Annotated in this window: 20 protein-coding genes, 3 tRNA genes and 3 pseudogenes; 16 read left to right on the top strand and 10 right to left on the bottom strand. The window is 66.1% G+C overall.

Annotation, left to right across the window (positions count from 1 at the left end; all coding sequences use genetic code 11):
* Nucleotides 1–147 precede the first annotated feature (147 nt).
* The 3 genes from B4E96_RS05620 to purM are packed head-to-tail and all read left to right on the top strand — an operon-like array spanning nucleotide 148 to nucleotide 3138.
* Nucleotides 148–546: a hypothetical protein gene (locus tag B4E96_RS05620; RefSeq protein ID WP_286956702.1), complete on the top strand. Its 399-nt coding sequence runs from the start codon at nucleotides 148–150 to the stop codon at nucleotides 544–546.
* A gap of 4 nt (nucleotides 547–550) precedes the next feature.
* Entirely contained in the window at nucleotides 551–2035 is a 1485-nt protein-coding gene (purF, locus tag B4E96_RS05615; RefSeq protein WP_286956701.1) for an amidophosphoribosyltransferase, read from the top strand.
* The gene (gene purM, locus B4E96_RS05610; RefSeq protein ID WP_286956700.1) at nucleotides 2035–3138 is read left to right on the top strand and encodes a phosphoribosylformylglycinamidine cyclo-ligase; all 1104 of its coding nucleotides are present in this window, start codon (nucleotides 2035–2037) and stop codon (nucleotides 3136–3138) included. Before purF ends, purM begins: the two co-directional genes overlap by 1 nt.
* Nucleotides 3139–3212: 74 nt before the next feature.
* On the opposite strand, the gene B4E96_RS05605 is transcribed toward purM, so the two are convergent.
* Nucleotides 3213–3428 carry a DUF3073 domain-containing protein gene (locus B4E96_RS05605; protein ID WP_102162091.1) on the bottom strand — a complete coding sequence of 72 codons (216 nt, stop codon included), beginning with the start codon at nucleotides 3426–3428 and terminating at the stop codon, nucleotides 3213–3215.
* A gap of 232 nt (nucleotides 3429–3660) precedes the next feature.
* On the opposite strand from B4E96_RS05605, the gene B4E96_RS05600 reads away from it, so the two are divergent.
* The 4 genes from B4E96_RS05600 to B4E96_RS05585 all read left to right on the top strand — a co-directional run bounded on the left by B4E96_RS05600 (nucleotide 3661) and on the right by B4E96_RS05585 (nucleotide 7234).
* Complete coding sequence (locus tag B4E96_RS05600; RefSeq protein WP_286956699.1) at nucleotides 3661–4479, top strand: hypothetical protein; 819 nt, start codon at nucleotides 3661–3663, stop codon at nucleotides 4477–4479.
* A 141-nt stretch (nucleotides 4480–4620) separates the two neighbouring features.
* Nucleotides 4621–5154, top strand: coding sequence for an SRPBCC domain-containing protein (locus tag B4E96_RS05595; protein WP_286956698.1), 534 nt, complete (start codon nucleotides 4621–4623; stop codon nucleotides 5152–5154).
* Entirely contained in the window at nucleotides 5147–5677 is a 531-nt protein-coding gene (locus B4E96_RS05590) for a TetR/AcrR family transcriptional regulator (protein ID WP_286956696.1), read from the top strand. Before B4E96_RS05595 ends, B4E96_RS05590 begins: the two co-directional genes overlap by 8 nt.
* A 282-nt stretch (nucleotides 5678–5959) precedes the next feature.
* On the top strand, nucleotides 5960–7234 hold the full coding sequence (locus B4E96_RS05585; protein WP_286956695.1) for a M20 family metallo-hydrolase: 1275 nt from the start codon (nucleotides 5960–5962) through the stop codon (nucleotides 7232–7234).
* Here the strand turns inward: B4E96_RS05585 and B4E96_RS05580 are convergent.
* Nucleotides 7223–7459 carry a hypothetical protein gene (locus tag B4E96_RS05580; protein WP_286956694.1) on the bottom strand — a complete coding sequence of 79 codons (237 nt, stop codon included), beginning with the start codon at nucleotides 7457–7459 and terminating at the stop codon, nucleotides 7223–7225. The two genes, B4E96_RS05585 and B4E96_RS05580, sit on opposite strands and share 12 nt — an antisense overlap.
* A gap of 486 nt (nucleotides 7460–7945) precedes the next feature.
* A pseudogene (locus B4E96_RS05575) lies at nucleotides 7946–8780 on the bottom strand (IS3 family transposase); the annotation flags it as partial.
* A 201-nt stretch (nucleotides 8781–8981) separates the two neighbouring features.
* On the opposite strand from B4E96_RS05575, the pseudogene B4E96_RS05570 reads away from it, so the two are divergent.
* Both B4E96_RS05570 and nhaA read left to right on the top strand, forming a co-directional pair.
* Nucleotides 8982–9859, top strand: a pseudogene (locus B4E96_RS05570) (ISL3 family transposase); the annotation flags it as partial.
* Nucleotides 9860–9917: 58 nt separating this feature from the next.
* Nucleotides 9918–11748 (top strand): annotated as a pseudogene (gene nhaA, locus B4E96_RS05565) (Na+/H+ antiporter NhaA).
* Between the two features lie 515 nt (nucleotides 11749–12263).
* On the opposite strand, the gene B4E96_RS05560 reads toward nhaA, so the two are convergent.
* Nucleotides 12264–13004 carry a hypothetical protein gene (locus tag B4E96_RS05560; protein ID WP_286956693.1) on the bottom strand — a complete coding sequence of 247 codons (741 nt, stop codon included), beginning with the start codon at nucleotides 13002–13004 and terminating at the stop codon, nucleotides 12264–12266.
* Between the two features lie 10 nt (nucleotides 13005–13014).
* The gene (locus B4E96_RS05555; protein ID WP_286956692.1) at nucleotides 13015–13248 is read right to left on the bottom strand and encodes a DUF2188 domain-containing protein; all 234 of its coding nucleotides are present in this window, start codon (nucleotides 13246–13248) and stop codon (nucleotides 13015–13017) included.
* A gap of 329 nt (nucleotides 13249–13577) precedes the next feature.
* Between B4E96_RS05555 and B4E96_RS05550 the strand changes: the two genes are divergently transcribed.
* The 5 genes from B4E96_RS05550 to B4E96_RS05530 are packed head-to-tail and all read left to right on the top strand — an operon-like array spanning nucleotide 13578 to nucleotide 17338.
* Nucleotides 13578–14180, top strand: coding sequence for an SLATT domain-containing protein (locus B4E96_RS05550; protein ID WP_286956691.1), 603 nt, complete (start codon nucleotides 13578–13580; stop codon nucleotides 14178–14180).
* A complete protein-coding gene (locus B4E96_RS05545; RefSeq protein ID WP_286956690.1) occupies nucleotides 14177–15490 on the top strand; it encodes an SMODS domain-containing nucleotidyltransferase in 1314 nt (437 codons plus the stop codon). The genes B4E96_RS05550 and B4E96_RS05545 overlap by 4 nt, the downstream gene beginning before the upstream one ends.
* Before the next feature lie 20 nt (nucleotides 15491–15510).
* Entirely contained in the window at nucleotides 15511–16191 is a 681-nt protein-coding gene (locus B4E96_RS05540) for a hypothetical protein (RefSeq protein ID WP_286956689.1), read from the top strand.
* Complete coding sequence (locus B4E96_RS05535; RefSeq protein ID WP_286956688.1) at nucleotides 16191–16766, top strand: phage integrase central domain-containing protein; 576 nt, start codon at nucleotides 16191–16193, stop codon at nucleotides 16764–16766. Before B4E96_RS05540 ends, B4E96_RS05535 begins: the two co-directional genes overlap by 1 nt.
* On the top strand, nucleotides 16763–17338 hold the full coding sequence (locus B4E96_RS05530) for a site-specific integrase (protein ID WP_286956686.1): 576 nt from the start codon (nucleotides 16763–16765) through the stop codon (nucleotides 17336–17338). The genes B4E96_RS05535 and B4E96_RS05530 overlap by 4 nt, the downstream gene beginning before the upstream one ends.
* Before the next feature lie 68 nt (nucleotides 17339–17406).
* Here the strand turns inward: B4E96_RS05530 and B4E96_RS05525 are convergent.
* From B4E96_RS05525 to B4E96_RS05515, 3 genes are all read right to left on the bottom strand, one after another.
* Nucleotides 17407–17479 (bottom strand) — tRNA-Phe (locus tag B4E96_RS05525).
* 81 nt (nucleotides 17480–17560) lie between these two features.
* A tRNA-Asp gene (locus tag B4E96_RS05520) sits at nucleotides 17561–17634 on the bottom strand.
* 43 nt (nucleotides 17635–17677) lie between these two features.
* Nucleotides 17678–17750 (bottom strand) — tRNA-Glu (locus B4E96_RS05515).
* A gap of 235 nt (nucleotides 17751–17985) precedes the next feature.
* Between B4E96_RS05515 and B4E96_RS05510 the strand changes: the two genes are divergently transcribed.
* Complete coding sequence (locus B4E96_RS05510; protein WP_286956684.1) at nucleotides 17986–18405, top strand: metallopeptidase family protein; 420 nt, start codon at nucleotides 17986–17988, stop codon at nucleotides 18403–18405.
* A 186-nt stretch (nucleotides 18406–18591) separates the two neighbouring features.
* Nucleotides 18592–19092 (top strand): Cys-tRNA(Pro) deacylase, encoded by a 501-nt coding sequence (gene ybaK / locus B4E96_RS05505; RefSeq protein WP_102162084.1) that lies wholly within the window; start codon nucleotides 18592–18594, stop codon nucleotides 19090–19092.
* A 122-nt stretch (nucleotides 19093–19214) separates the two neighbouring features.
* Here ybaK and B4E96_RS05500 read toward each other — a convergent pair whose 3' ends face one another.
* Nucleotides 19215–19829, bottom strand: coding sequence for a YigZ family protein (locus B4E96_RS05500; RefSeq protein WP_286956682.1), 615 nt, complete (start codon nucleotides 19827–19829; stop codon nucleotides 19215–19217).
* A gap of 77 nt (nucleotides 19830–19906) precedes the next feature.
* Complete coding sequence (locus tag B4E96_RS05495) at nucleotides 19907–20866, bottom strand: alkaline phosphatase (protein ID WP_286956681.1); 960 nt, start codon at nucleotides 20864–20866, stop codon at nucleotides 19907–19909.
* Nucleotides 20867–20958 lie beyond the last annotated feature (92 nt).

Genomic DNA, 20958 nt, shown 5'->3' with positions numbered 1-20958 from the left:
CCCGCCGGCTCTTCGACGAACGCGACATCGGCATCGGGCTCATCGCGCGGGCACGACCGGCAATCGCGGCACGCGGGACCGGTGAACTAGACTGTTGGGCGCACACCAGCAGGCCGCCGCCTGCCACCACGGCAACCAAGGGAGCCCATGAACGACGACACGATCGACGTCTCGGTCCGCCGCAGCCCCAAGTACTCGGCGTTCATCATCCTCGGCGCCATCCTCGGCATGATCGCAGGCGGTATCCTGTCCTTTCTGCCCGTCGACATGGCCGGCGTCGAGGTCGAGGTGACCCAGGCCTCGGCGACGTGGATGCTCATGGTCTTCGTCGGCACCATCGGCGGCTTCCTCGGCGCCGTCGTCGCCCTCATCCTCGACCGCATCAGCCTGCGCCGCGCCCGCACCTACACTGTGCCCGCCGTACATGACCCCGCACCCGGGGCCGTCGACACCGAGGCGGTTGACACCGAGGTGCCCGAGGTCGAGACCGCTGGCGAACAGCCCTCTGAACCCGGCCGGGCGGGGGAGACGGATGTGAGAGAATGACGGCGTGACACGCGTGAACGCAGCCTCCAGCGACGATTTCGACTTCGCCGACCAAGGCCCGCAGGACGAATGCGGTGTCTTCGGCGTCTGGGCCCCCGGCGAGGAGGTCGCCAAGCTCACCTACTTCGGCCTCTACGCCCTCCAGCATCGCGGCCAGGAATCGGCTGGCATCGCCGCCAGCAACGGCAAGCAGATCCTCATCTACCGCGATATGGGACTCGTCTCCCAGGTCTTCGACGAAAGCGACCTCGACACTCTGCCCGGCCACATCGCCGTCGGCCACACCCGCTACTCCACCACCGGGGTCTCGTCCTGGGAGAACGCCCAGCCCACTCTCGGGCCCACCCCATTCGGCACCGTCGCACTGGCCCACAACGGCAACCTGACGAACTTCGCCGACCTGCAGGAGATGGCCGACGCGAAGGTCACCGCGCGTGATGAGACCGTCAAGGCCGCCACCCAGAAGCCGGCCCGCACCCGGTCCGGGCGCGACTCCTCGAACGACACGTCGCTGGTCACCGAGCTGCTCGCCTCGTCGGCGGCCGAGAACCTCACGGCTGCCGCCCGGGAGCTCATGCCCAGACTCGACGGCGCCTTCTCACTCGTCTTCATGGACGAGCACACCCTGTACGCCGCACGAGACCGCCACGGCGTGCGCCCGCTGGCCCTCGGCCGCCTCGAACGCGGCTGGGTCGTCGCCAGCGAGACCGCAGCCCTCGACATCGTCGGCGCCTCCTTCGTCCGCGAGATCGAACCCGGCGAACTCATCGCCATCGACGAGGACGGGCTGCGCTCCTACCGGTGGGCCGAACCCGAACAGGCCCGCTGCGTCTTCGAATACGTCTACCTCGCCCGGCCCGACAGCGTCCTCAACGGCAAGACCGTGCACGCCGCCCGCACCGAGATGGGCCGCCAGCTCGCCCGCGAATACCCCGTCGACGCCGACCTCGTCATCGCCACACCCGAATCGGGCACCCCGGCCGCCGTCGGCTACGCCGAGGAATCCGGCATCCCCTTCGGGCAGGGACTGATGAAGAACGCCTACGTCGGCCGCACCTTCATCCAGCCCTCCCAGACGCTGCGCCAGCTCGGCATCAGACTCAAGCTCAACCCGCTCAAGGAGAACATCGCCGGCCGCCGGCTCGTCGTCGTCGACGACTCGATCGTGCGCGGCAACACTCAGCGGGCCCTTGTGCGGATGCTGCGCGAGGCAGGGGCGAAGGAGATCCACATCCGGATCTCCTCCCCGCCGGTCAAATGGCCGTGCTTCTACGGCATCGACTTCGCCACCCGCGCTGAGCTCATCGCCAACGGCCTCAACACCGAGGAGATCTGCCAGTCCCTCGGTGCCGACTCGCTGGGCTATATCTCACTCGACGGCATGATCACCGCCACCCAGCAGCGCGAAGCCGAACTGTGCACCGCCTGCTTCTCCGGCAACTACCCCATCACCGTGCCCGACATCGCGGCAGCTGAAAGAGGATGCTGATGACTCAGGACCACCAGAGCCCCGAAGCCACCACCTACGCCTCCGCCGGCGTCGACGTCGAAGCCGGGGATCGGGCCGTCGAGCTGATGAAGTCCGCAGTCGCCGCCACCCACAACGACCGGGTCGTCGGCGGATTCGGCGGCTTTGCCGGCCTGTTCGACGCTACCTGGCTCAAGGACTACCGTCGGCCCTACCTCGCCACCTCCACCGATGGCGTCGGCACCAAGGTCGCGATCGCCCAGGCCCTCGACATCCACGACACCATCGGCTACGACCTCGTCGGCATGGTCGTCGACGACATCATCGTCTGCGGCGCCCGCCCGCTGTTCATGACCGACTACATCGCCTGCGGCAAGGTCGTGCCCGAACGCATCGCCGACATCGTCCGCGGCATCGCCGAAGCCTGTGCGTCTGCCGGTGTCGCACTCGTCGGCGGCGAGACCGCCGAGCACCCCGGCCTGCTCGGCGTCGACGAATACGATATCGCCGGAGCGGCCACCGGCGCTGTGGAAGCCGATGACCTGCTCGGGCCCGAACGCGTCAACACCGGTGATGTGCTCATCGGGCTTCCCGCCTCCGGCCTGCACTCCAACGGCTACTCGCTCGTCCGCCGCATCATCGCCGACGCCGGCTGGGCCCTCGACCGTGAGGTGCCCGAGTTCTCCCGCACCCTCGGCGAGGAGATCCTCACGCCCACCCGCGTGTACTCCGGCGATCTCGCAGCGATCCTCGACGCCCGGCCCGGCGCCGTCCACGCGATGTCCCACGTCACCGGGGGCGGTCTGTCCGCCAACGTCGCCCGCGTCATCCCACCCGGCACGCTGGCGCGCATGCACCGGTCCAGCTGGGAGGTCCCGGCCGTCTTCGACGTCCTCGGAGACCTCGGGCAGGTTCCGCAGGCCGACCGCGAACGCACCTGGAACCTCGGCGTCGGCATGGTCCTGGCTGTCGATCCGGCCGCCGCCGAGGCGCTGCTCGCCGCGTTGCCCGGCTCGTGGCTGCTCGGCGAGGTCAGCGATGACGACGGCACCTATGCCTCCGACCCGTACTACGTGCAGGGTGCCAAGGGTGTCGACGGGGGCGCGGCGATCCTGCTCGACTGAGCCGGCCAGGCGAGAACCGCCTCGGGAACGGCGAAGGGCCCCGCCTGTCGGCAGGGCCCTGACGCAATCAGCGCTCAGTGGGAGCGGTCGTCGCTGTCCTCATCGTCAGCGTACTTATCGGCATAATCGGAGTAATCCGGATCATCGTAGTCCGCGTAGTCATCGGAGTCATCAGACGTCGACGCGCCCCCGAGCTCTCGCTGGAGTGCACTCAGGTCCGTCTCCGGGCTGTAGTACTTCAGCTTACGGGCAACCTTGATCTGCTTCGCCTTTGCGCGGCCGCGACCCACAGGCGTCGACCCCCTCCTGGTCAGACCCAGGGCTGCTGGCTGTCGGCCCCGGGATTCTCCGGTTGTCTGTGCTTCGAATCCTACCCCGCCGCCACAGAGGTGTCATGTCACCTCAGGCGAGCGTGGCAATACTGGACACCATTATGAGACAGTCCCGAGCAAAAGGCGAATGAGTCCAGAAGAGCCGGGCCCGAGGCGGAGGCGAACCGGGTGCGAACGATAGAGTGAGCACATGGGTTACGAGCGCAGCTATGTCATCTCCCTGCGGGTGTTCGAGCCGTTGGTCGTGCACGAGGAGTTCGCCGACTACCCTGTCAGTGCGAACCGGGAGACCATCGAGCGACTCGTCGCCGAGGACGCCGACGATCGGCTCATCAGCCTGCCCCCGGACCCGGTCGCCGACTCCTACCGCGGCACCCCGCTGTTCCTCACCGGCGCAGAGACCGGCGACAGCTTCGACCGCGTCTGCCCCGTCCAGGACGACATCCGCTCCTGGCACGCCCTCGATGCGCTCATGGAGGCTCACCCGCGCACCGAACTCGACATGTTCGTGCCGAAGGCCGCCCGGCGGAGGGCGGCCAGCCACCGGGTCGAGTGGATGCAGGACGACCCGGACACCCGCGTGTTCACCCGCACCTCGGCCTGGGACGTCTCCCCGGTGTGGTGGCTGGCGATCGACCCGAGCAACGACCGCGTCATCAGCACCGACACCGACGACGGCAGCTTCCGGATCCGCATCCGCACCCCGATCGTCACCGCCGCCGCCCGCGTCGAATGGGCCCACGACGTCATGGACGAGAAGTCGCGGCTGCGCACCGTCGTCGAATCGACCGAGGCGTTCGGCGACTGGCTCGATGACTTCGATATGAACGCGATGCTCGAACTCGACCTCGGCGGCATGAGCGAAGTGCTGTGGCCGGGCACCGGTGCCGAGCATGTCACCGACTGGATCGACTGCCTCGATGTCGACGACACCGAGGGTGCGATCCGCGCGTTCAACCGCTACACCCGCCAGTGGGAGATGATCGGCCTCTACGCCCGCAGCAGCTGAGACACGGCTCGGTTGCTGACGGGTTTGCAGGGCGACCGGACTCAAAACGACATGGCATTGCCCGGGGTCCCGCCAACCGCTAGGCTAACACTGTTAGCCGCTGCTGGCTGGCGGTTCACCTCACTGATCGGAGTCCTCGTCATGACCGTCGCCCGCACCATCGCCGTCTGCCTGTCCATCCCCGTCATCCTGGCCGCCGGCCTCTTCGCCTACAGCCGCCTCAACCCGGTCATGGTCGTCGCCGTCACCGAACTCGACGCCTCACCCAATGAGCTGTGGGCAGTGCTGGCCGACACTGAGCGCTACCGCGAATGGAATCCCTCGATCATCGAAAGCTCCGGCACCGTCGCCGCCGGAGAGAAGCTGCGCAACGTCGTTGTCTTCGGCGAAGGCGCGATGACCTTCACGCCGACGGTCCTGACTGCCGAACCCGGCCGCGAGCTCACCTGGGCCGGGCGGATGTGGGTGCCGGGGCTGGTCGATGCTGAGCACTCGTTCCGGCTCGAAGCGCTGCCCGGTGGCGGCACCCGGCTGACGCAGCAGGAGACGTTCACTGGTGTGGTCGCACCGTTCATGGCATCGATGCGTGCTGACCTCGAAGCCGACTTCGCCGAGGTCAACGCGGCCATCGGGCAGCGGGCCGTCGACTTGCGGCAGACTGGTGCCCATGACTGAGATGCCGATCGAACTTCCGGCGCGCAGCCCCCGCCAAGCCGAGATCCTCGCCGTTGCACGCCGCCGCGTCGAAACCGAAGGCTGGGATGCGCTGAGCATGCGCACGCTGGCAGCCGAGCTCGGGATCCGGGCGCCGTCACTGTACAAGCATCTGCCGAGCAAGGATGCGGTGCGCACCCAGCTGCTCATCGATGCCTTCGCCCAGATGGGGCAGGCATGCTGGCATGCGATCGAGACCGAAGCCTCGGTCCCCGCGCTGCTGCGGGCCTACCGCGCCACCGCTGCTGAGTCGCCGGAGCTCTACCGGCTGGCGACGACCGGGCCGCTCGACCGGGGCGCGCTGCCCGAAGGTTTGGAGGAGTGGTCGGGTCAGCCGTTCTTCGCCGTCATCGGTGATCCGGTGATTGCGCAGGCACTGTGGGCGGCCGCCCACGGGCTCACGATCCTCGAACTCGACGGGCGGCTGCCGCCTGGCAGTGATGTTGAGGCCGCGTGGGAGGAGCTCGCCGGGGCGTTTGGGTGAGCGGATCCAACGCGTGCGTGCCGAAGGAGTGCCTCAGCCGCGCGCTCGGCAGACGACGCTGCGGACCCGGTGACGACAGCGGTCCTTTCGCGACTATCGTGGAACCCAAGGAGCGGCGTATCCGCAGCGGCCACCCCGCAGCCGCCTGGCCCGCCTGGACGTCGCGCTCATGGCTGCAACGTCGCCAACCCGGCCCTGCGGGGACCCTCCAGCCAGATGCCGGACGCGAGCCGCGCCCGGGGGGACGGACGAGAACGCCGCACAGCAGAACGGAGACCACACATGAGCCAGGACACTACGCGCGACGACGCCTTCCTCGCCGACTGGGACGTCCACACCACCTTCGGCGCGGTGCCCGGCACCAACGGGGTAGACCGGCAGGCAGCCACCGAGCCCGATGGCGAGCAGCGCCGCTGGTTCGCCAGTCTCATGCAGAAGCACGGGATGACGGTGCTCCGCGATGAGATCGGCAACCAGTTCGGGCTGCTCGAACTCGTTCCGGGTGCGCCCTATGTGCTCACCGGCTCGCACATGGACTCGCAGCCGACCGCCGGCCGCTTCGACGGAGCCTACGGCGTCATGGCCTCAGCGCATGCGGCGTTCCGGCTCGGCGAGCACTTCGCCGCCAATCCCGGGGAGGCGGCCTGCAACATCGCCGTTGTCAATTGGTTCAACGAGGAGGGCAGCCGGTTCAAGCCCTCGATGATGGGCTCGGGTGTGTTCACTGGCAAGCTCGGGCTCGACGAGGCGCTTGAGACTCGTGACAAACAGGGAGTGACTGTTCGCGAGGCCCTCGATGCGATCGGCGAGCGCGGCGACGGGCCTGTCGAGCTCGACGTGGCCGCCTATGCCGAGATCCACGTCGAGCAGGGCCGCAGCATGGAAGAGGACGGCGTGACGATCGGCCTTGTCTCTGCGACGTGGGCTGCGCATAAGTACGAGCTGCGCATCCGCGGCGAGCAGGCGCACTCCGGTTCGGCGCTCATGGCCGATCGGCGCGATGCGCTGCTCGGGGCGGCCAAGCTCATCGTCGCCGCTCGCGAGCTCGTCGACGACTACGATGAGGGTGCGCTGCACACCGCTGTCGGTGAGATCACCGTCTACCCGAACTCCCCGGTCGTCGTCGCCAGCGAGGCCCGCATTCTGCTCGACCTGCGCTCACCGAGCATGGAGGTCATCGACAGTGCGGCGAAGAAGCTGCAGGCGACCATGGCCGAGGTGGAGGAGAGCGTCGGTGTCGAGATCGACATCGTCCACGAGCACGCCTGGGACCAGAACCCGTACCAGCCGGAGGGCACTGCTCTCGCGCGTTCCGTCGCCGAGGCGCTGGGGCTGTCCCACGGCGAGGTGCTCACTGTCGCTGGGCACGACTCGACGAATATGAAGGACCTCGTGCCGACGGTGATGCTGTTCGTGCCGAGCGTCGAGGGGATCTCGCACAATCTCAACGAGTTCACCAAGGACGAGGATCTGCTCTCAGGCCTCGACCACCTCACCGAGGTGCTGCGCCGGATCGTGACCGACCCTGCGGTGGTGGCCGGGGCCTCAGGAGTCTGAGAGGTAGCCGGTCTCGGGGTCGATCTCGGCGAGGAAGTCACGGATCGCCTCGACATGGTCGTCGTCGGTCAGCTCGCTGGGCGGATAGGTTCCGCCTGCGAAACCATAGTCCGGGTTGGGTCCGGTGAGCCAGTCGTAGTAGTACTCTGTGCGACCTGTCTGCCGGATGCGGAACTGCTCGCCATCGACGGTGAGGCGGCGATCTTTCGCTGATGACCTAGGCACGGTGGTGCACCTCCTGCAGCTGATAGTCGGGCGTCTCGGTGCCATCGTAACCGGCCTTGAGCTGCAGCGACAGGTACCGCGAGTTGTGCCGGGGCTGATGCAGGTTTGCACCGTGGAACCCAGTTTGCTCCTGCTCAGTCGGCCTCCACATGTCCCTCTCCTCACCCTGCCACGGGCCTGGGTTCTTGGTGATTTCCGGGCTCACCGCCGGACGGGCTGCCCAGGGGATGCACGAAAGCCCCCGCATGATATGCGAGGGCCTTCGTGACTGTGTCTCTGACCGGCGTCGATCCGGTGACCTTTCGATTTTCAGTTTGACCAGGGGTTTTTCCGCACTGTATATATAGACGGATCGGCAGAATCACGCGATGCGGATCGGTGAGTGTTAGTTGATTTCGGTTGCTTCTCACGAAAAGAATGGCCCGGAAATGGCCCACGCCTTCGTGCTTCTCCGCTAACAAACCACACTTGAACTGACAAGTGAGCGCGGCGAAGCACGGCGTTGTTCAACGCGGTCACCGTAAGCGAGGACGTCATCTGCGCGTCGATGGAGTAGCCGACAATCCGGTTGGAGAAGACGTCTTTCACCGCGCAGAGGTAGATCTTGCCTTTACCAGTCCAATGCTCGGTGATGTCTGAAAGGCATAACTCGTTCGGGGCAGCTGCTACGAACTCGCGCTGCACCAGGTCATCATGAACGGGTGGGCCAGGTTTTCTGCCTTTCCCGCGGGCTTTCTTCTTCCCAAACGCTGACCACCACTGCTGATCACGATAAAGCCGTCATGCAGTCCGGTCAGCCATCGGCTCGCCGAGTGTCTTTGCTTCGTCTGCGAGGAACCGGTATCCGAACTCGGGGTCTTCAAGGTGGGCGTCGTGGAGCGCGTTCGCGCGATACGCCTGCGTAAAGTCACGCTCAGTCACTGGGTTGCGGAGCCAGCGGTAGTAAGGCTGGCGGGAAAGCTTCAATACCCGGCACGACACCACGACAGGGACCCCGTCATTGGCGAGCTCTTTCACGAGCGGGTAGAGCCTTTTCCCGGCAGGTGCGCCTGCGAGAGATAAGCGGCAGCACGACGGAGCACTTCCACTTCTTGTTCGAGGAGCTTGTTCCGTTTACGAAGCTCACGTAGCTCAGCATTCTCAAAACGGTCATGCCGGGTTTCTGTCCGGCCTCGACGCGTTCCTCTCGTAGCCACTTATCGAGGGTTCCGACATGGATACCGAAGTCCTTCGCGATCTGCGCGAGTGTCACTTCCGGGCCGCGATCCAACGCGATCCGGATGACGTCGTCGCGGAACTCTCTGGGGTACCGAGTGGGCATAGGTTCATCCTTTTAGGCCAGCCGAAACTAGCCATGTTGAATGTCACCTAAACGTGCATCAGACCTTGATGAACGGTAACAAGATCGGGTCGTTGATCTCTAGCTGTACGACCATAGGTCTTACTGCAGTAAATCGTGCGGTGCCACCGGCCCACGGCGCGTCCGCCTTGGTTAGTGGTCGTCGCGGAAGGTCGGTCCCCGATCCGGCCGCTGCTGGAAGCAGCCCGGGCAGACCCGGCAAGGTTCGACGACGTGACCGTGCTGGGCGTCGACGAACATATCTGGCATCACGTCTTGACCCGACCGATCGATGCCGGCGGGGGTGGCCCGAAGGAGCTCACCGGCATGGTCGACCTCACCCGCGACGTCCACGGCCGCACCCGCGCGAGGCTGCTGGATCTGGTCCCGGGCCGCTCCGGCGAGGCGTACCGGTCGTGGCTGCACGAGCGCGGGCCGGCGTTCCGGGCCCGGGTGGAGATCGCGACGCTCGACCCCTTTCGCGGCAATAAAAACGCCATCGACGACCAACTCGAAGACGCCCGCGCAATGCTCGACGCGTTCCGCATCGTGAAGCTCGGGACCAAGATCGTCGACGACGTGTGACGCCGCGTGCAGTAGCAGATCCATGGCCACCGGGGCCGCAAGGGCGACTCGCTCTACGGGATCCGCAACCTGCTGGGCGCAGGCGAGGAACACCTCACGGCTCGGCAGCGCGTCAGGCTCGAGCGCGCCTGGGCAGCCGACGAACGCTACCTCGTTGTCGAAGTCGCCTGGTACTGCGCGCAACAACTGCGCGCCTGCTACCACCATGCCAGCCACCGCGAAGGACAAGCGCTCGCCACCCAGGTCCTCGCCTCGTTCTCGAGCTGCCCGATCCCGGAAGTCGCGCGCCTCGGCCGGACGCTACGTACCTGGCAGCGCGAGTTCCTGGGCTACTTCGACACCGGCGGCGCGAACTACGTCGGCACCGAGGCCATCAACGGCCTCATCGAGCTCACCGACGCATCGCCCGCGGCTTACGCAACCGCGACAACTACCGCTTGCGCATGCTGCTCATCGGCGGCGGACTATTCGCATGACTCACATTCGACGGCGAAGAACCGAAGCCGATATGCTTCCCGCATGACGAGCGGGCAGATGGAACGGCGCAGTATTTGGCGAACGATTCGCACGGAGGCGGGTTCGGCTGTGCTCTTGGTCGTCGTCACAGCGGTCGCTCTGCTCTGGGCGAACTCGCCAACTCTCCGAGGCCTATTTCGGGCTGTGGGATGTCGAGATCGGGTTCGATGTCGGCGGGTTCGGACTGCACATGAACCTGCACCACTGGATCAACGACGGCCTCATGGTGGTCTTCTTCCTCGTCGTTGGCCTCGAGGTGCGACAGGAGTTCGCACATGGGACGCTCCGAGACGCCAGCCGCGCGCGCCTCGCGTTGATCGCTGGCGTCGCTGGCGTGGCACTGCCCGCTGTTTTCTACATCCTGATCGTGGCCGCCGCGGGCGGCGACGGGCTCGGTGGATGGGGCGCGGTGGTCGGTACCGACACCGCGTTCCTGTTAGGTGCCCTCGCGCTGGTCGGCCCGAAACTCTCCGGCCAGTTGCGGGTGTTCCTCCTCACCCTCACCGTCGTCGATGACTTCCTCGCCGTCTCCATCATCGGCATCGTCTACAGCGACGAGATCCGGCTCGTTCCGCTGCTGATCGCCGTTGCCTGCCTCGCCGGGTTGTGGCTTCTGAGTCGTTCGCGGCAATGGAGCGCCACACCGTACGTGCTGATTGTCATTGTGCTCTGGTTCGCGACCGTTGATTCCGGAGTCCACGCCTCCCTCGCGGGCATGGTCGCAGGACTCCTCATCCCTGCCTACCCGACGCGTCGGCAACAGGTGGTCGAGGCTCGTCAGCTGTTCCGCGACTTCTGGCAGTCGCCGAGCGCGGCATCGGCCCGCGCAGTCGATCGAGGCTTGGCGCAAGGTATCTCGGTCAATGAACGCATGCACGAGGTCTTGCGCATGCCCACCGCGCTTGTCATCGTCCCGATCTTCGCGCTCGCGAACGCTGGTGTCGACCTGCGCGGCGGCGTGCTCGTCGGTTCCTTCCAGTCCTCCGTGACGTGGGGAGTCATCGTGGGTCTCGTACTCGGCAAACTTCTCGGCATCGGTCTCGCCACCTTCGTCGCTGTGAAGCTCGGAGCCGGTCGGCTGCCCGAGGGCGTCGGGATGGGCAGCGTGTTCGGCGGCGCGGCGCTTTCGGGGATCGGGTTCACCGTGGCTCTCCTGGTGATCGGCCTCGCGTTCGGCTCGACGTCCGACCTGGGTCGGCAAGCGACCGTCGGCGTGTTGGTCGCGATGGTGCTCGCCACCGCGCTTGGTTGGCTGATCTTCCGGGTTGCTGCGAAACGCTGGGGAGAGGAGACGGCAGATCTGCCGATGATGCTCACACCACCCGTTGATCCTGAAGTCGACCACATCCGCGGACCAGAGGACGCCCAGCTCACGCTCGTCGAGTACATCGACTTCGAATGTTCCTATTGCGCGCACGCAACGGGTTCCTGGGAGGACCTTCACAACCGGTTCGGAGACGATCTCAGGTATGTCGTTCGCCAGCTGCCACATCACCCTCACGGCCCCATAGCCGCACGAGCGTCGGAGGCGGCATCGAATCAGGGGATGTTCTGGCCGTGGCTGGACTTCGTCTTCACGCGGCAAGATGCGCTCGAGCGCGAAGATCTGATCCGCTACGCCGAAGAGCTGGGCCTGGATGTCGCCCAGTTCACGGCTGACCTCGATAGCGCCGCCGTACATGCCCGTGTGGAGCGGGATCTCGAAAGCGCCGATGCAAGCGGGGCGCACGCCACCCCGACGTTCTTCGTCGACGGCCGACGGCTGCTGGGCAGCTACGACGCTCGAACGCTCTCCTCAGCCCTCGAAGCCAGCCGCCGAGGCACACGAACCCAGGAAGTGCGCTCCTGAGTCCGTCATGCGTCGCGGGGCGCGTCGGTACACCTGCCCGAGCGGCCAAGAACACCCGATGGCCGGGCGCTCGAGGGACTGCTGCACGGTTAGGTGACAGGTTGTAGTCACGCCGCCAGTGCAACGGTCGTGTAGTGGCCTCAGGCTAGCACTGCCGGGACAAGGTGGGTTCGCCCGGCGCACGTACTCGAGACGACGAACCGAGTGGCAAAAGGCAGGCACCTACATGGTCACTGCCCCGAGGCGACCGCTTGGAAAATGAGGACCGGCCCTGGACCTGCCGAAGCAGGCGGAACCGGTCGTAGTGATTCGATCCTATCGTGGTCCGGCGAGCTCGACCAGAAGCACCCTGCAAACACTCGTTCCAAGAGGTGGGTACGTGGCGGCCGGGTAAGGTGCATCGTCCACTCTGCTCGTTGGACGCGGCCGAAGACCGACGGTTTCCCGGGGTCCTGTCCTTATGAGCCGTCGTTGTCCGACCGGGGGAGTGGCTCGAGGCTATCGATCTGAGAGAGTCACACGGCGCGCAGAGATGCTTCGGGCCGGTCTCGCGTCAGCTCGAAGATCGCCAGTTCGACCTGAGCCCGACTCCGACCGTACGGGGTACCCCAAGAGTCGAGCAGGTCGAGATAGCGGCGGTAGTCCCGAGTGGACCGCGGGGACAGGCGGATGCTTCCCGCATCAGCAGTGCGGGCAGCAATCCAGTCGCTCACGCGCTTGTCCAGGATCGGAGCCACGTCGGGGCCGTCGACGAAGTCGACCATTGACGAGAAGGCGATCCACTTCGTGAAGAAGGCTCCGCCGAGGTACTTGATCTTGCCCTCGTTGTTCATGAACCGGAACGCCTCCGCGGCACCAGAATCCCGAACAGCGATGGCTCCGGCATGCAGGCGATGCCTGATCGTCTCGTCGAGGGGTGCGGTCGCGTTCGCCCGTCTCCGGAGGCCTGTGAGGATCGACCTGGCGCGGAACGGGCCGTAGCCGCCCGGCCCTCCCCAGATCAGGACGGGGATGAATGCCGCCAGGATGCGGTCGATCGCGAGGTTTTCTTGAACGACGTCGCGCACTATGGCGCGGTCGAGGTGATCGGGCAGTGCTTCTAACGTCTCAACGGCATCCGGAGCATCATGGACCACGGGAATCCACTTGGAGCGGTTCCACTTGAACGCTCGCTGCGTCGGGACCGGCTCGGATAGCCGGTCGGCGAGAACCGCAGGCACAGTTGGCGCGTAGACAGCGCTTCCGTCGTCGTTCACAGCGGAATCCTCAGCCTTTGGGCGGGTGGGGGTCCTTCTTGCCGATCGTGTCGGTGTTCCGGATCTGGTTGTTGTCCTTTCGGTGGTCGCGCACCTCGCCCCCGCCGCTTCTCTCGGCGAATCCTCGGGCCGCGTCATGTGCGTCCGCCTGGGAGTCGTAGCGGCCGGCCGCCTTCGACGCTCCTGCTCGCTTTGCGCTCGAGTCGCCGGTGTTCTTGTTGTACTGCACGTCGTAGTCAGCCACGTTGTTGCCTTCCGGTGAGAGGGTTCGAGCCTGGTTTTCAGATCATCTCACGGGAGACTGCGATCCTGGGTCTTTCATCGAGCTCTCCACCATGTGCGCGGTGCATTTCGCCACCCCGTCGACCGCGCGGTCTCGCTTGGTGGTTGCCGGGTGACTGCTGAAGGGGGCTTGTCCCCTGGGCGCTGGCGGCACCGGCGCTGGTCTTCCGCTTCGGCCGCGGCCCCTCCAGGGTGCGGTCCGATTCGTATGTCAGTGGCTCCGGTCATACTCGGAAGGAGCGCGATTGGCCTCGATCGCGTGCCCGGTGTCCTTGACCGAGTAGGAGCGAATTGACCCACGAGAACGCATCGGTTCCCGACCGCGACCCATATTTGCTCGCGCAGGTGCGCGAGTCATTCGGGAGGGTGGTCTACAGCCACAAGATCCGCGAGAAGCAGGCGGACATCTGCTTCACCAAGCACCGGTGGCAGCAGGGCGTGCTCATCGCGTTCACGGCGCTCGGTTCCGGCACGTTCCTCGCATCTGTGTTCGGCCTCGTAGGCAACCCTGTCCTGACCAGCCTCGTGACCTCGTCGGTCGCGCTCCTGGTCACGTGGGCCAGCCTCGGTGCGAAGACGTTCAGGTTCGCGGAGGAATCCGACGCCCACCGCGCCATCGCCTCCCTGCTGTGGGACGTCCGCGAGTCGTACATCTCGTTGATCGCCGACATGATGTCCGGCGACGTCACCGATGCCGACGCCAGGGTCCGTCGCGACGAGCTCCAGGAAGCCGCGCGGGACGCCTACGCGGATGCTCCTCGGACCAGCCACAAGGCATTCCGCCGCGCGCAGGACGGATTGAAGGACAACGAAGAGATGACCTTCACTCCTCGGGAGATCGACCTGTTCCTCCCCGAAGTGCTTCGTCTCGAAGAAGGCGAGGTGCAGGCATGAAGACGTCCGAGATCTTCGACGCGCTGCTGGCGAACCTCAAGGTCGGTGACACGGCAGCCACGATCGGCTCCCGTCGGGACGAGATCACCAAGGCGCTGAACAAGGACTTCCGGGACAAGGACGGCTGCACCGACTACAGCCGAATGGTGGGATCCTTCGGTCGTCACACCGCCGTCAAGGGCGTGTCCGACCTCGACATGATCTTCATCCTGCCAGCGGGGATCCGTGCGGACTACAAGGGCGAGACCGGACCGCGGCGGATCCTCGAACGCGTCCGCAACGACCTCAAGGCGCGGTACGCGAACACCGACATCCGTGTCGACCAGTGCGTCGTACGGGTGCAGTTCGCCAGCAACGCCTTCAAGTTCGAGGTGCAGCCGGCGTTCGAGAATTCCGACGGCAGCTTCGACTACCCGGACACGAAGGCCGAGGACTGGAAGGTCACGAAGCCGCGCGAGGAGATCGCAGCGACCAGGGAGTGCAACGATCGCACCTCGACGAACATGCGCCACTTGGCTCGTATGGCCAGGGCATGGAAGAACCAGAACGGAGTCAACATAGGCGGGTTGCTCATCGACACCCTGGTGCACAGGTTCTTCTCGCAGACCGACGTATACGACTCGGCCGGCACCGGCTCGTTCGACCTGATGGTGCGGGACTTCTTCGAGTTCCTCAAGGACGAGCCGGACAAGGACTACTACTTCGCGCTCGGCAGCAACCAGCAGGTGAAGGTGAAGTCCCGGTTCCAGCCGAAGGCGAAGAAGGCGTACGACCGAAGCCTCGAGGCGATCGAGGAAGAGGACAGAACCGCTGCGAACAAGAAGTGGCGCGAGGTGTTCGGCACCTCCGTGCCGCTGGCCACCAGCGCGAGCGAAGCTTCGCGGACGTTCACCGACACCGAGGAGTTCATCGAGGGCCACTACCCGGTCGACATCTGCGAGACCGTGTCGATCGACTGCGAGATCACTCAGGACGGCTGGAGACCGACGAGGCTTCGCGAGATGCTGCGGACTGGCGTGCTACTGAGGGCGAATCGGAGTCTGAAGTTCTGGGTGACGAGTTGTTCGGTCGAAGGGTCGTACGCGCTGAGGTGGAAGGTGCTCAACCGTGGCCCCGAAGCCGAACGCCGCGACATGGTCAGGGGCCAGATCGTCGACTCAAGCGAACCAGGGATCCGCACCGAGTACTCAGATTTCAAAGGCGAGCATGTCGTCGAGTGCTACGTCGTCAAGGATGGGGTCGTCGTCGCCCGAGACCGGATTGACGTGCCGATCGGCGATACACGCGTCAAGGAGCCCGTCGTCTCGTAGACATCACCTTGGCCTGGAGCGTGTCGAGCGTCCAGGCCATTGAGCAGGGTCGCGCAGCGCCGACGCTGCCGACCCTGCTCACGCTGGCGCTCGTCCTCGGGGAGCTGAGCGGTAGGCCGCTCGCGCTCGTCGATCTCCTCGGGTCCGCCGAGGCGTTCGAGAAGCCGGCTGTCGGGGACCCGGGCGTGCCGATCCCGCGTTCCGTGGTCGAGCGCGCTCTGCGCGGAGGGCCCGTCGAGATCGCCGACGAGGACCGAGCGCCCGTGCTTGACGCCCGCATCCACGGCGGCGAGCCGTTCGGCCCTCCCGACGACCCTGATGGTGGTTCGAGCGCCCAACGGCTCTCGCGGGTCGACCCGTCGATCGAGTCCGCAGTCTACGACCGCGGCGGAGCTGCGATGACTGACGAGGAGATGTCCGAAGCGCTCGACGAGCTGGTCGAGCAGAGCCAGCAGCCGCCGGAGCCCGACGACAGCGTCGAAGCGCCTTCGCTTCCGCCGAGCCTTGCGGAGGCACGCGCGGCGAAGAAGCTTGAGATCGCTCCGGAGGAGCTGCAGCGCCTCGCGCGCTCCCTGTGGGCGCAGGGCCTCGAGGCGGAGGCCGCCGAACGGGCGGGGGAGGGAAGCACGCCGCAGGCGCGAGGGCGCGTGACCCGGGTCCTCGTCGACGAGCTTCGTGAAGCGATCGAGGAGGGGGCCTGATGGGGAGGCCGAGGCTCGAGATCGGCACCTACGGCACGATCCATGTCGCGCAGACGACCGTGGGGAGCTGGCGGGCACGCACGCGGTACCGATTCGCCGACGGCAAGTCCCGTCAGGTCGAACGCTCCGGCACAAGTCGGGCGAAGGCCGAGGCGGCGTTGAAGAGGGCGCTGCTGACCATCGAGGACAGCCAAGGAGGTGAGCTGACGCCCTCGACGACGCTGCGGCAGCTCGGTCAGCGGTTCCTCGCTCACAAGCGCGATCTTGAGCGCTCCGACGGCACCATCGAGACTTACGGGTACGCCGTGACCGCGCACATCACCCCGCGACTGGGGGACCTCACCGTCGCCGAGGCGAAGCCGGACCGCCTGCAGAAGTTCCTCAACACCGTCCACAAGGAATCTGGTCCAGGGGCGGCGAAGAACTGCCGGTCGACGCTGAGCGGGATGATGGCGCTGGCCGTGGGCAACGGCGCGGCTCCGCGCAACCCGGTCCGCGACATCGAGCGGATCAGTCAGCCCAAGGGCAAGAGGGGCTCGTCGGCATCGAGCCGCAGGATCTGCCCGACCTCATGACGAAGCTGCGCGCCGCGCCATCGCTCATCGAGCAGGACACCGTCGAGCTGTTCGAGTTCATGCTGGCCTCCGGCTGGCGGGTCGGCGAGGCCTGCGCGCTCGACGTCGGCTCCATCGACTTCGACGCCGAGACCGCCGAGGTCGAGGCGACGAACGTCCGCGTGACGGGCCGGGGGATCGTCCGGCAAGCGGTGCCGAAGACCGAATCGGCCTGGCGGGTCACTCCGCTTCCTCGGCCGACGATGGATCTGCTGCGTCGTCGCCACGAGAAGTTGAAGGACGATACGACCCTGCTGTTCCCGACCGTGCTCATGCGCCTGCGCGACCCGTCGAACACGCAGCGCGAGCTGCGCGACATCCGCGAGGACCTCGGCTATCCGCAGCTGTCCACTCACACGTTCCGCAAGACCGCGGCGACGATGCTGGACCGGGCTGGCATGAGCGCTGCGGAGATCGCCGCCTACCTCGGACACGCCAACCCGTCGATGACCCAGGACGTCTACATGAACACCCTCAAGGGCGACACCAGGGCCGGCTCGGTCATGCAGGCGCAGCTGTCCGGCCTGATCTGAAAGTGCGGGGTTTTTGAGGGGTGACCGACTGTTAGAAACAGAAAACCCCCGCCTGAGCGGGGGTTTCGTGGCTCCGACCGGCGTCGATCCGGTGACCTTTCGATTTTCAGTCGAACGCTCTACCAACTGAGCTACAGAGCCAGATCCGCTGACAGCGAGTGCAGCTCGCCTGTCTGCTGATAGAACAAAGGCTCTTCTGAAACAGAAGAGCCGAATGCTCCGCGACCCTGACGGGACTCGAACCCGCGACCTCCGCCGTGACAGGGCGGCGCGCTAACCAACTGCGCCACAGGGCCATATTCATTTGTGTGCCGGATGGGGCGAACTCCATCCTACACGTACCCCCAACGGGATTCGAACCCGTGTCGCCGCCGTGAAAGGGCGGTGTCCTAGGCCACTAGACGATGGGGGCCTCCCGCATCAGTCTCCCGATGAGGCTGTCAGCTCCGGTTGCCCGGCGCATGAACCTCCGATAGCTTAGCGCACCGCTCGGTAGATTTGCAAAACGGATCGGCGGCCCTTTCCTGTGATGTCGCTCACCGCGCCCGAGGCGGTCCGCGCCCCGGTGCGCACCCCGCCAGTCAGTCGGCTCGCCTCAGTTGACTGAGACGCCTTAGCAGACTGAGACGCCTCAGTAGACTGAGGCCATGACATGCGGTCACCCTGAGCATGCGGATCCCGGCGAGCACGATTCGCTCGAGCCGATTGACGATGCGACCTTCGAGGCGCTGTACGCGATCTTCGACGACCTCGTCGACGAGGTGATGGGCGAACTGCCGGAAGGTGTGCTCGACTACATGGACAATGTCGTCCTCTTCGCCGAGGACGAACCCCCGCCGGAGGAACCGGACATCCTCGGTGTCTACGACGGCATCCCGCTGACCGAGCGCGGCGACCCGTGGGCCTTTGTGCCCCCTGACGTCATCTTCCTCTACCGCATCAACCTCATCGAGTTCTCCCGCACGGCCGAACGGCTGCGCGAGGAGATCCTCACCACGATCGTCCATGAGATCGCCCATCATCATGGCATCGATGACCAACGCCTCCACGAACTCGGCTGGGGCTGACAAAAGCGCTTCTGGATCCGCCCGTCATCTCCTGCCGGATTGTCGAGCACGGACAAAAGATTGGTCATCGGACTGATCGGTCATTTAAAGTAGCTGTCGTCCACCCGTCCGATCAGCACCTACACACCGGCCCGCCGACTCGTCAGGTCCCCGACTGACCCGGCAGGCAGGAGGCAGCGAAGACCCATGTCGATTGCAGCTCGATCACACGCCGCGGCTACCCCCGCCCTGCGCGTGCTCAACCTCGCCGGCATCGATTACTCGGTTCATGAGTTCGACCACGACCCGGCCCGCCGCCGCTACGGCACCGAAGCCTCAGAGAAGCTCGGCGTCGAATCCGGCAGAATCCTCAAGACGCTCATGATCCACGTCGATCAGGAACCGGTCGTCGCACTTGTGCCCGTCTCCGGACAGCTTGATCTCAAAGCGATTGCGGGCGTGTGCGGCGGCAAGAAGGCTCAGCTGACCGGCATCGCCGAAACCGAGCGCCGCACCGGTTACATGATCGGCGGCGTCAGCCCCTTCGGCCAGCGCAACTCCTCGCCGGTGGTCATGGATCTCTCCGCTCAGGACTTCTCCACCGTCTACGTCTCCGCCGGCCGCCGCGGCTTGGAGATCGAACTGCGTCCTGACGACCTCGTCATGCTCACCAATGCGCAGGTCGCCCGCATCGCCAGCCTCGACTGACGACGCGCCGGCCCCAGCCGAACACCGGTCCCAGCCGGGCACTGATCCCTACCGGCACTGCTCCCAGCCGAGCACCGACGTGCCGGCGCAGCGACGCCAACCGACCTGGCAGCACAGCCGGCCTAGCGGTAGACCGGATCCCCCACCTCGGGAGTGGCGACTCCTGCCGAGACGTCGGCGAGCATCGCCGCACACGCCTCCACCTCGTCAGCCGGCACTGCGAAGACATGCCGCACGCTGGCACCGTAGTCGCTGTCGATGACCTGCCATCCGGCCTGTTGGGCCTGCCGTTGGGCGGCAGCCGCCGTGGCATAGTCCAACTCCACCGCCACCGGCGTCAGCAGCGTTCGGGTGACGGCTTCAGCGTCCTCGAGTGCCGCGGAGACTGCCCCGCCGTAGGCGCGTACGAGCCCGCCGGCGCCCAGCAGCGTGCCGCCGAAGTACCGGGTCACCACCGCCACCACATACGTCAGCTCATGGCCGGTCAGCACCTCCAGGATCGGGGCACCGGCCGTGCCGGCCGGCTCGCCGTCGTCGTTGAAGCGCTGTGTGCGCCCATCGGCATCGAGGATGAAGGCCGTGCAGTGGTGGCGGGCCTTCGGATGCGCAGCCCGCTGCTCCTCGATGACCGCACGCGCGGCCTCCTCGGTCTCGACTGGAACAACGCGGGCGATGAAGCGCGAGCGCTTGATCTCGATCTCGGCATGCGCCTCACGGCGCAGAGTCTGATAGCCCATGGATGCCACTGTAGCCGCCGATAGCGCAGGGCCCCGGGGAGCACTCCCGGGGACCTGCGCTCTCACGCGCGACTGGTTCAATGCTGACGGCGGCGTGCCAGGAACACGGCCGTGCTGCCGAGAGCCACGAGCCCGGCAGCGATAGCTCCGGCGACACCGAGCTCAGCGCCGGTGCGCGGCAGATTGCCGCCCCGGTCGTCCTTGCCGGCATTGTCATCACGGCCGGATCCGTCGTCATCGCGGTCGGTCGGCTCGTCGCCGGGCTGCTCGCTGGGAGCATCGCTCGGCTCATCGGACGGGCGCTCGGACGGTTCCTCGGAAGGCTCCTCGCTCGGCTCCTCGGAGGGATCTTCCGATGGCTCTTCCGAGGGGTCCTCGCTCGGATCGTCGTCGGCTTTCTCCTGCCACAGGTCGTAGGCGAGCTTGGCGACATCGGTGTTGTCGATGTAATCACCGCGCACCGGGTCGGTGCCGCGCACATATCCGCTGATCGAATCGGCGCCAGCGCCGTGAGCGAAGAACGGCACGAGGTGGTTGGTGTGCTCCGGGGAGTACCAGCCATCGACCGGCAGGCTGCCGGACTCACCGGTCAGCGGCGTCCAGTGCTTGTCCTCGCTCGGCCCGGATAAGTAGCCGGTCTCGTGGTCGGCGGTGACGATGAGCAGGGTCTCATCCCAGCTGGAGTTCTTCTCCACCCAGTCGTGGACGGCCGCGACCGAATTGTTGAAGTCGTCCATCTCTTCGAGGTTGCCGGTCGTGGCGTTGGCGTGACCGGCCCAGTCGATGGCGCCGCCTTCGATCATCGTGAAGAACCCGTCCTCGTCCTGCGAGAGCACGTTGAGCGCGGCACTTGACATGTCCTCCAGGGAGACGACGTCGTTGGGCGTGGCCTCACCGGGCAGCAGGGCATCCCCGTCGATCGGCTTGCCGTTCTCGCGGCCACCGTTGGAGTTGCGCGGCTCAGCGTCTTCGAGGCTCGAGCGGTTGAACTGCAGGGTCTCGGCGACCGGGGCGAGGCCGAAGAGCTTCTCGGGCACATCTTCACCGCGGCCGATCGCTTCGATGCCGGCGCTGTCCTCGACGAAGGTCCGTGCCCCAAGTTGAGAGCTTCTTGCCAGCAGGCATGACG

Source organism: Brevibacterium sp. UBA7493, assembly GCF_002479565.1.
GTDB lineage: Bacteria > Actinomycetota > Actinomycetes > Actinomycetales > Brevibacteriaceae > Brevibacterium > Brevibacterium luteolum.
The sequence above is the reverse complement of the archived record's forward strand: the minus strand, read 5'-3'. Positions and strand labels throughout refer to the sequence as shown.

What these genes read in the sequence shown, in the direction of transcription:
- B4E96_RS05600 (WP_286956699.1), top strand. Translation starts at nt 3,661, where the DNA reads ATGGGTTACGAGCGCAGCTATGTCATCTCCCTGCGGGTGTTCGAGCCG.
- B4E96_RS05545 (WP_286956690.1), top strand. Translation starts at nt 14,177, where the DNA reads ATGAAGACGTCCGAGATCTTCGACGCGCTGCTGGCGAACCTCAAGGTC.
- ybaK (WP_102162084.1), top strand. Translation starts at nt 18,592, where the DNA reads ATGTCGATTGCAGCTCGATCACACGCCGCGGCTACCCCCGCCCTGCGC.
- B4E96_RS05585 (WP_286956695.1), top strand. Translation starts at nt 5,960, where the DNA reads ATGAGCCAGGACACTACGCGCGACGACGCCTTCCTCGCCGACTGGGAC.
- B4E96_RS05595 (WP_286956698.1), top strand. Translation starts at nt 4,621, where the DNA reads ATGACCGTCGCCCGCACCATCGCCGTCTGCCTGTCCATCCCCGTCATC.
- B4E96_RS05530 (WP_286956686.1), top strand. Translation starts at nt 16,763, where the DNA reads ATGACGAAGCTGCGCGCCGCGCCATCGCTCATCGAGCAGGACACCGTC.
- B4E96_RS05620 (WP_286956702.1), top strand. Translation starts at nt 148, where the DNA reads ATGAACGACGACACGATCGACGTCTCGGTCCGCCGCAGCCCCAAGTAC.
- B4E96_RS05590 (WP_286956696.1), top strand. Translation starts at nt 5,147, where the DNA reads ATGACTGAGATGCCGATCGAACTTCCGGCGCGCAGCCCCCGCCAAGCC.
- B4E96_RS05535 (WP_286956688.1), top strand. Translation starts at nt 16,191, where the DNA reads ATGGGGAGGCCGAGGCTCGAGATCGGCACCTACGGCACGATCCATGTC.
- B4E96_RS05500 (WP_286956682.1), bottom strand. Translation starts at nt 19,829, where the DNA reads ATGGGCTATCAGACTCTGCGCCGTGAGGCGCATGCCGAGATCGAGATC.
- B4E96_RS05510 (WP_286956684.1), top strand. Translation starts at nt 17,986, where the DNA reads ATGACATGCGGTCACCCTGAGCATGCGGATCCCGGCGAGCACGATTCG.
- purM (WP_286956700.1), top strand. Translation starts at nt 2,035, where the DNA reads ATGACTCAGGACCACCAGAGCCCCGAAGCCACCACCTACGCCTCCGCC.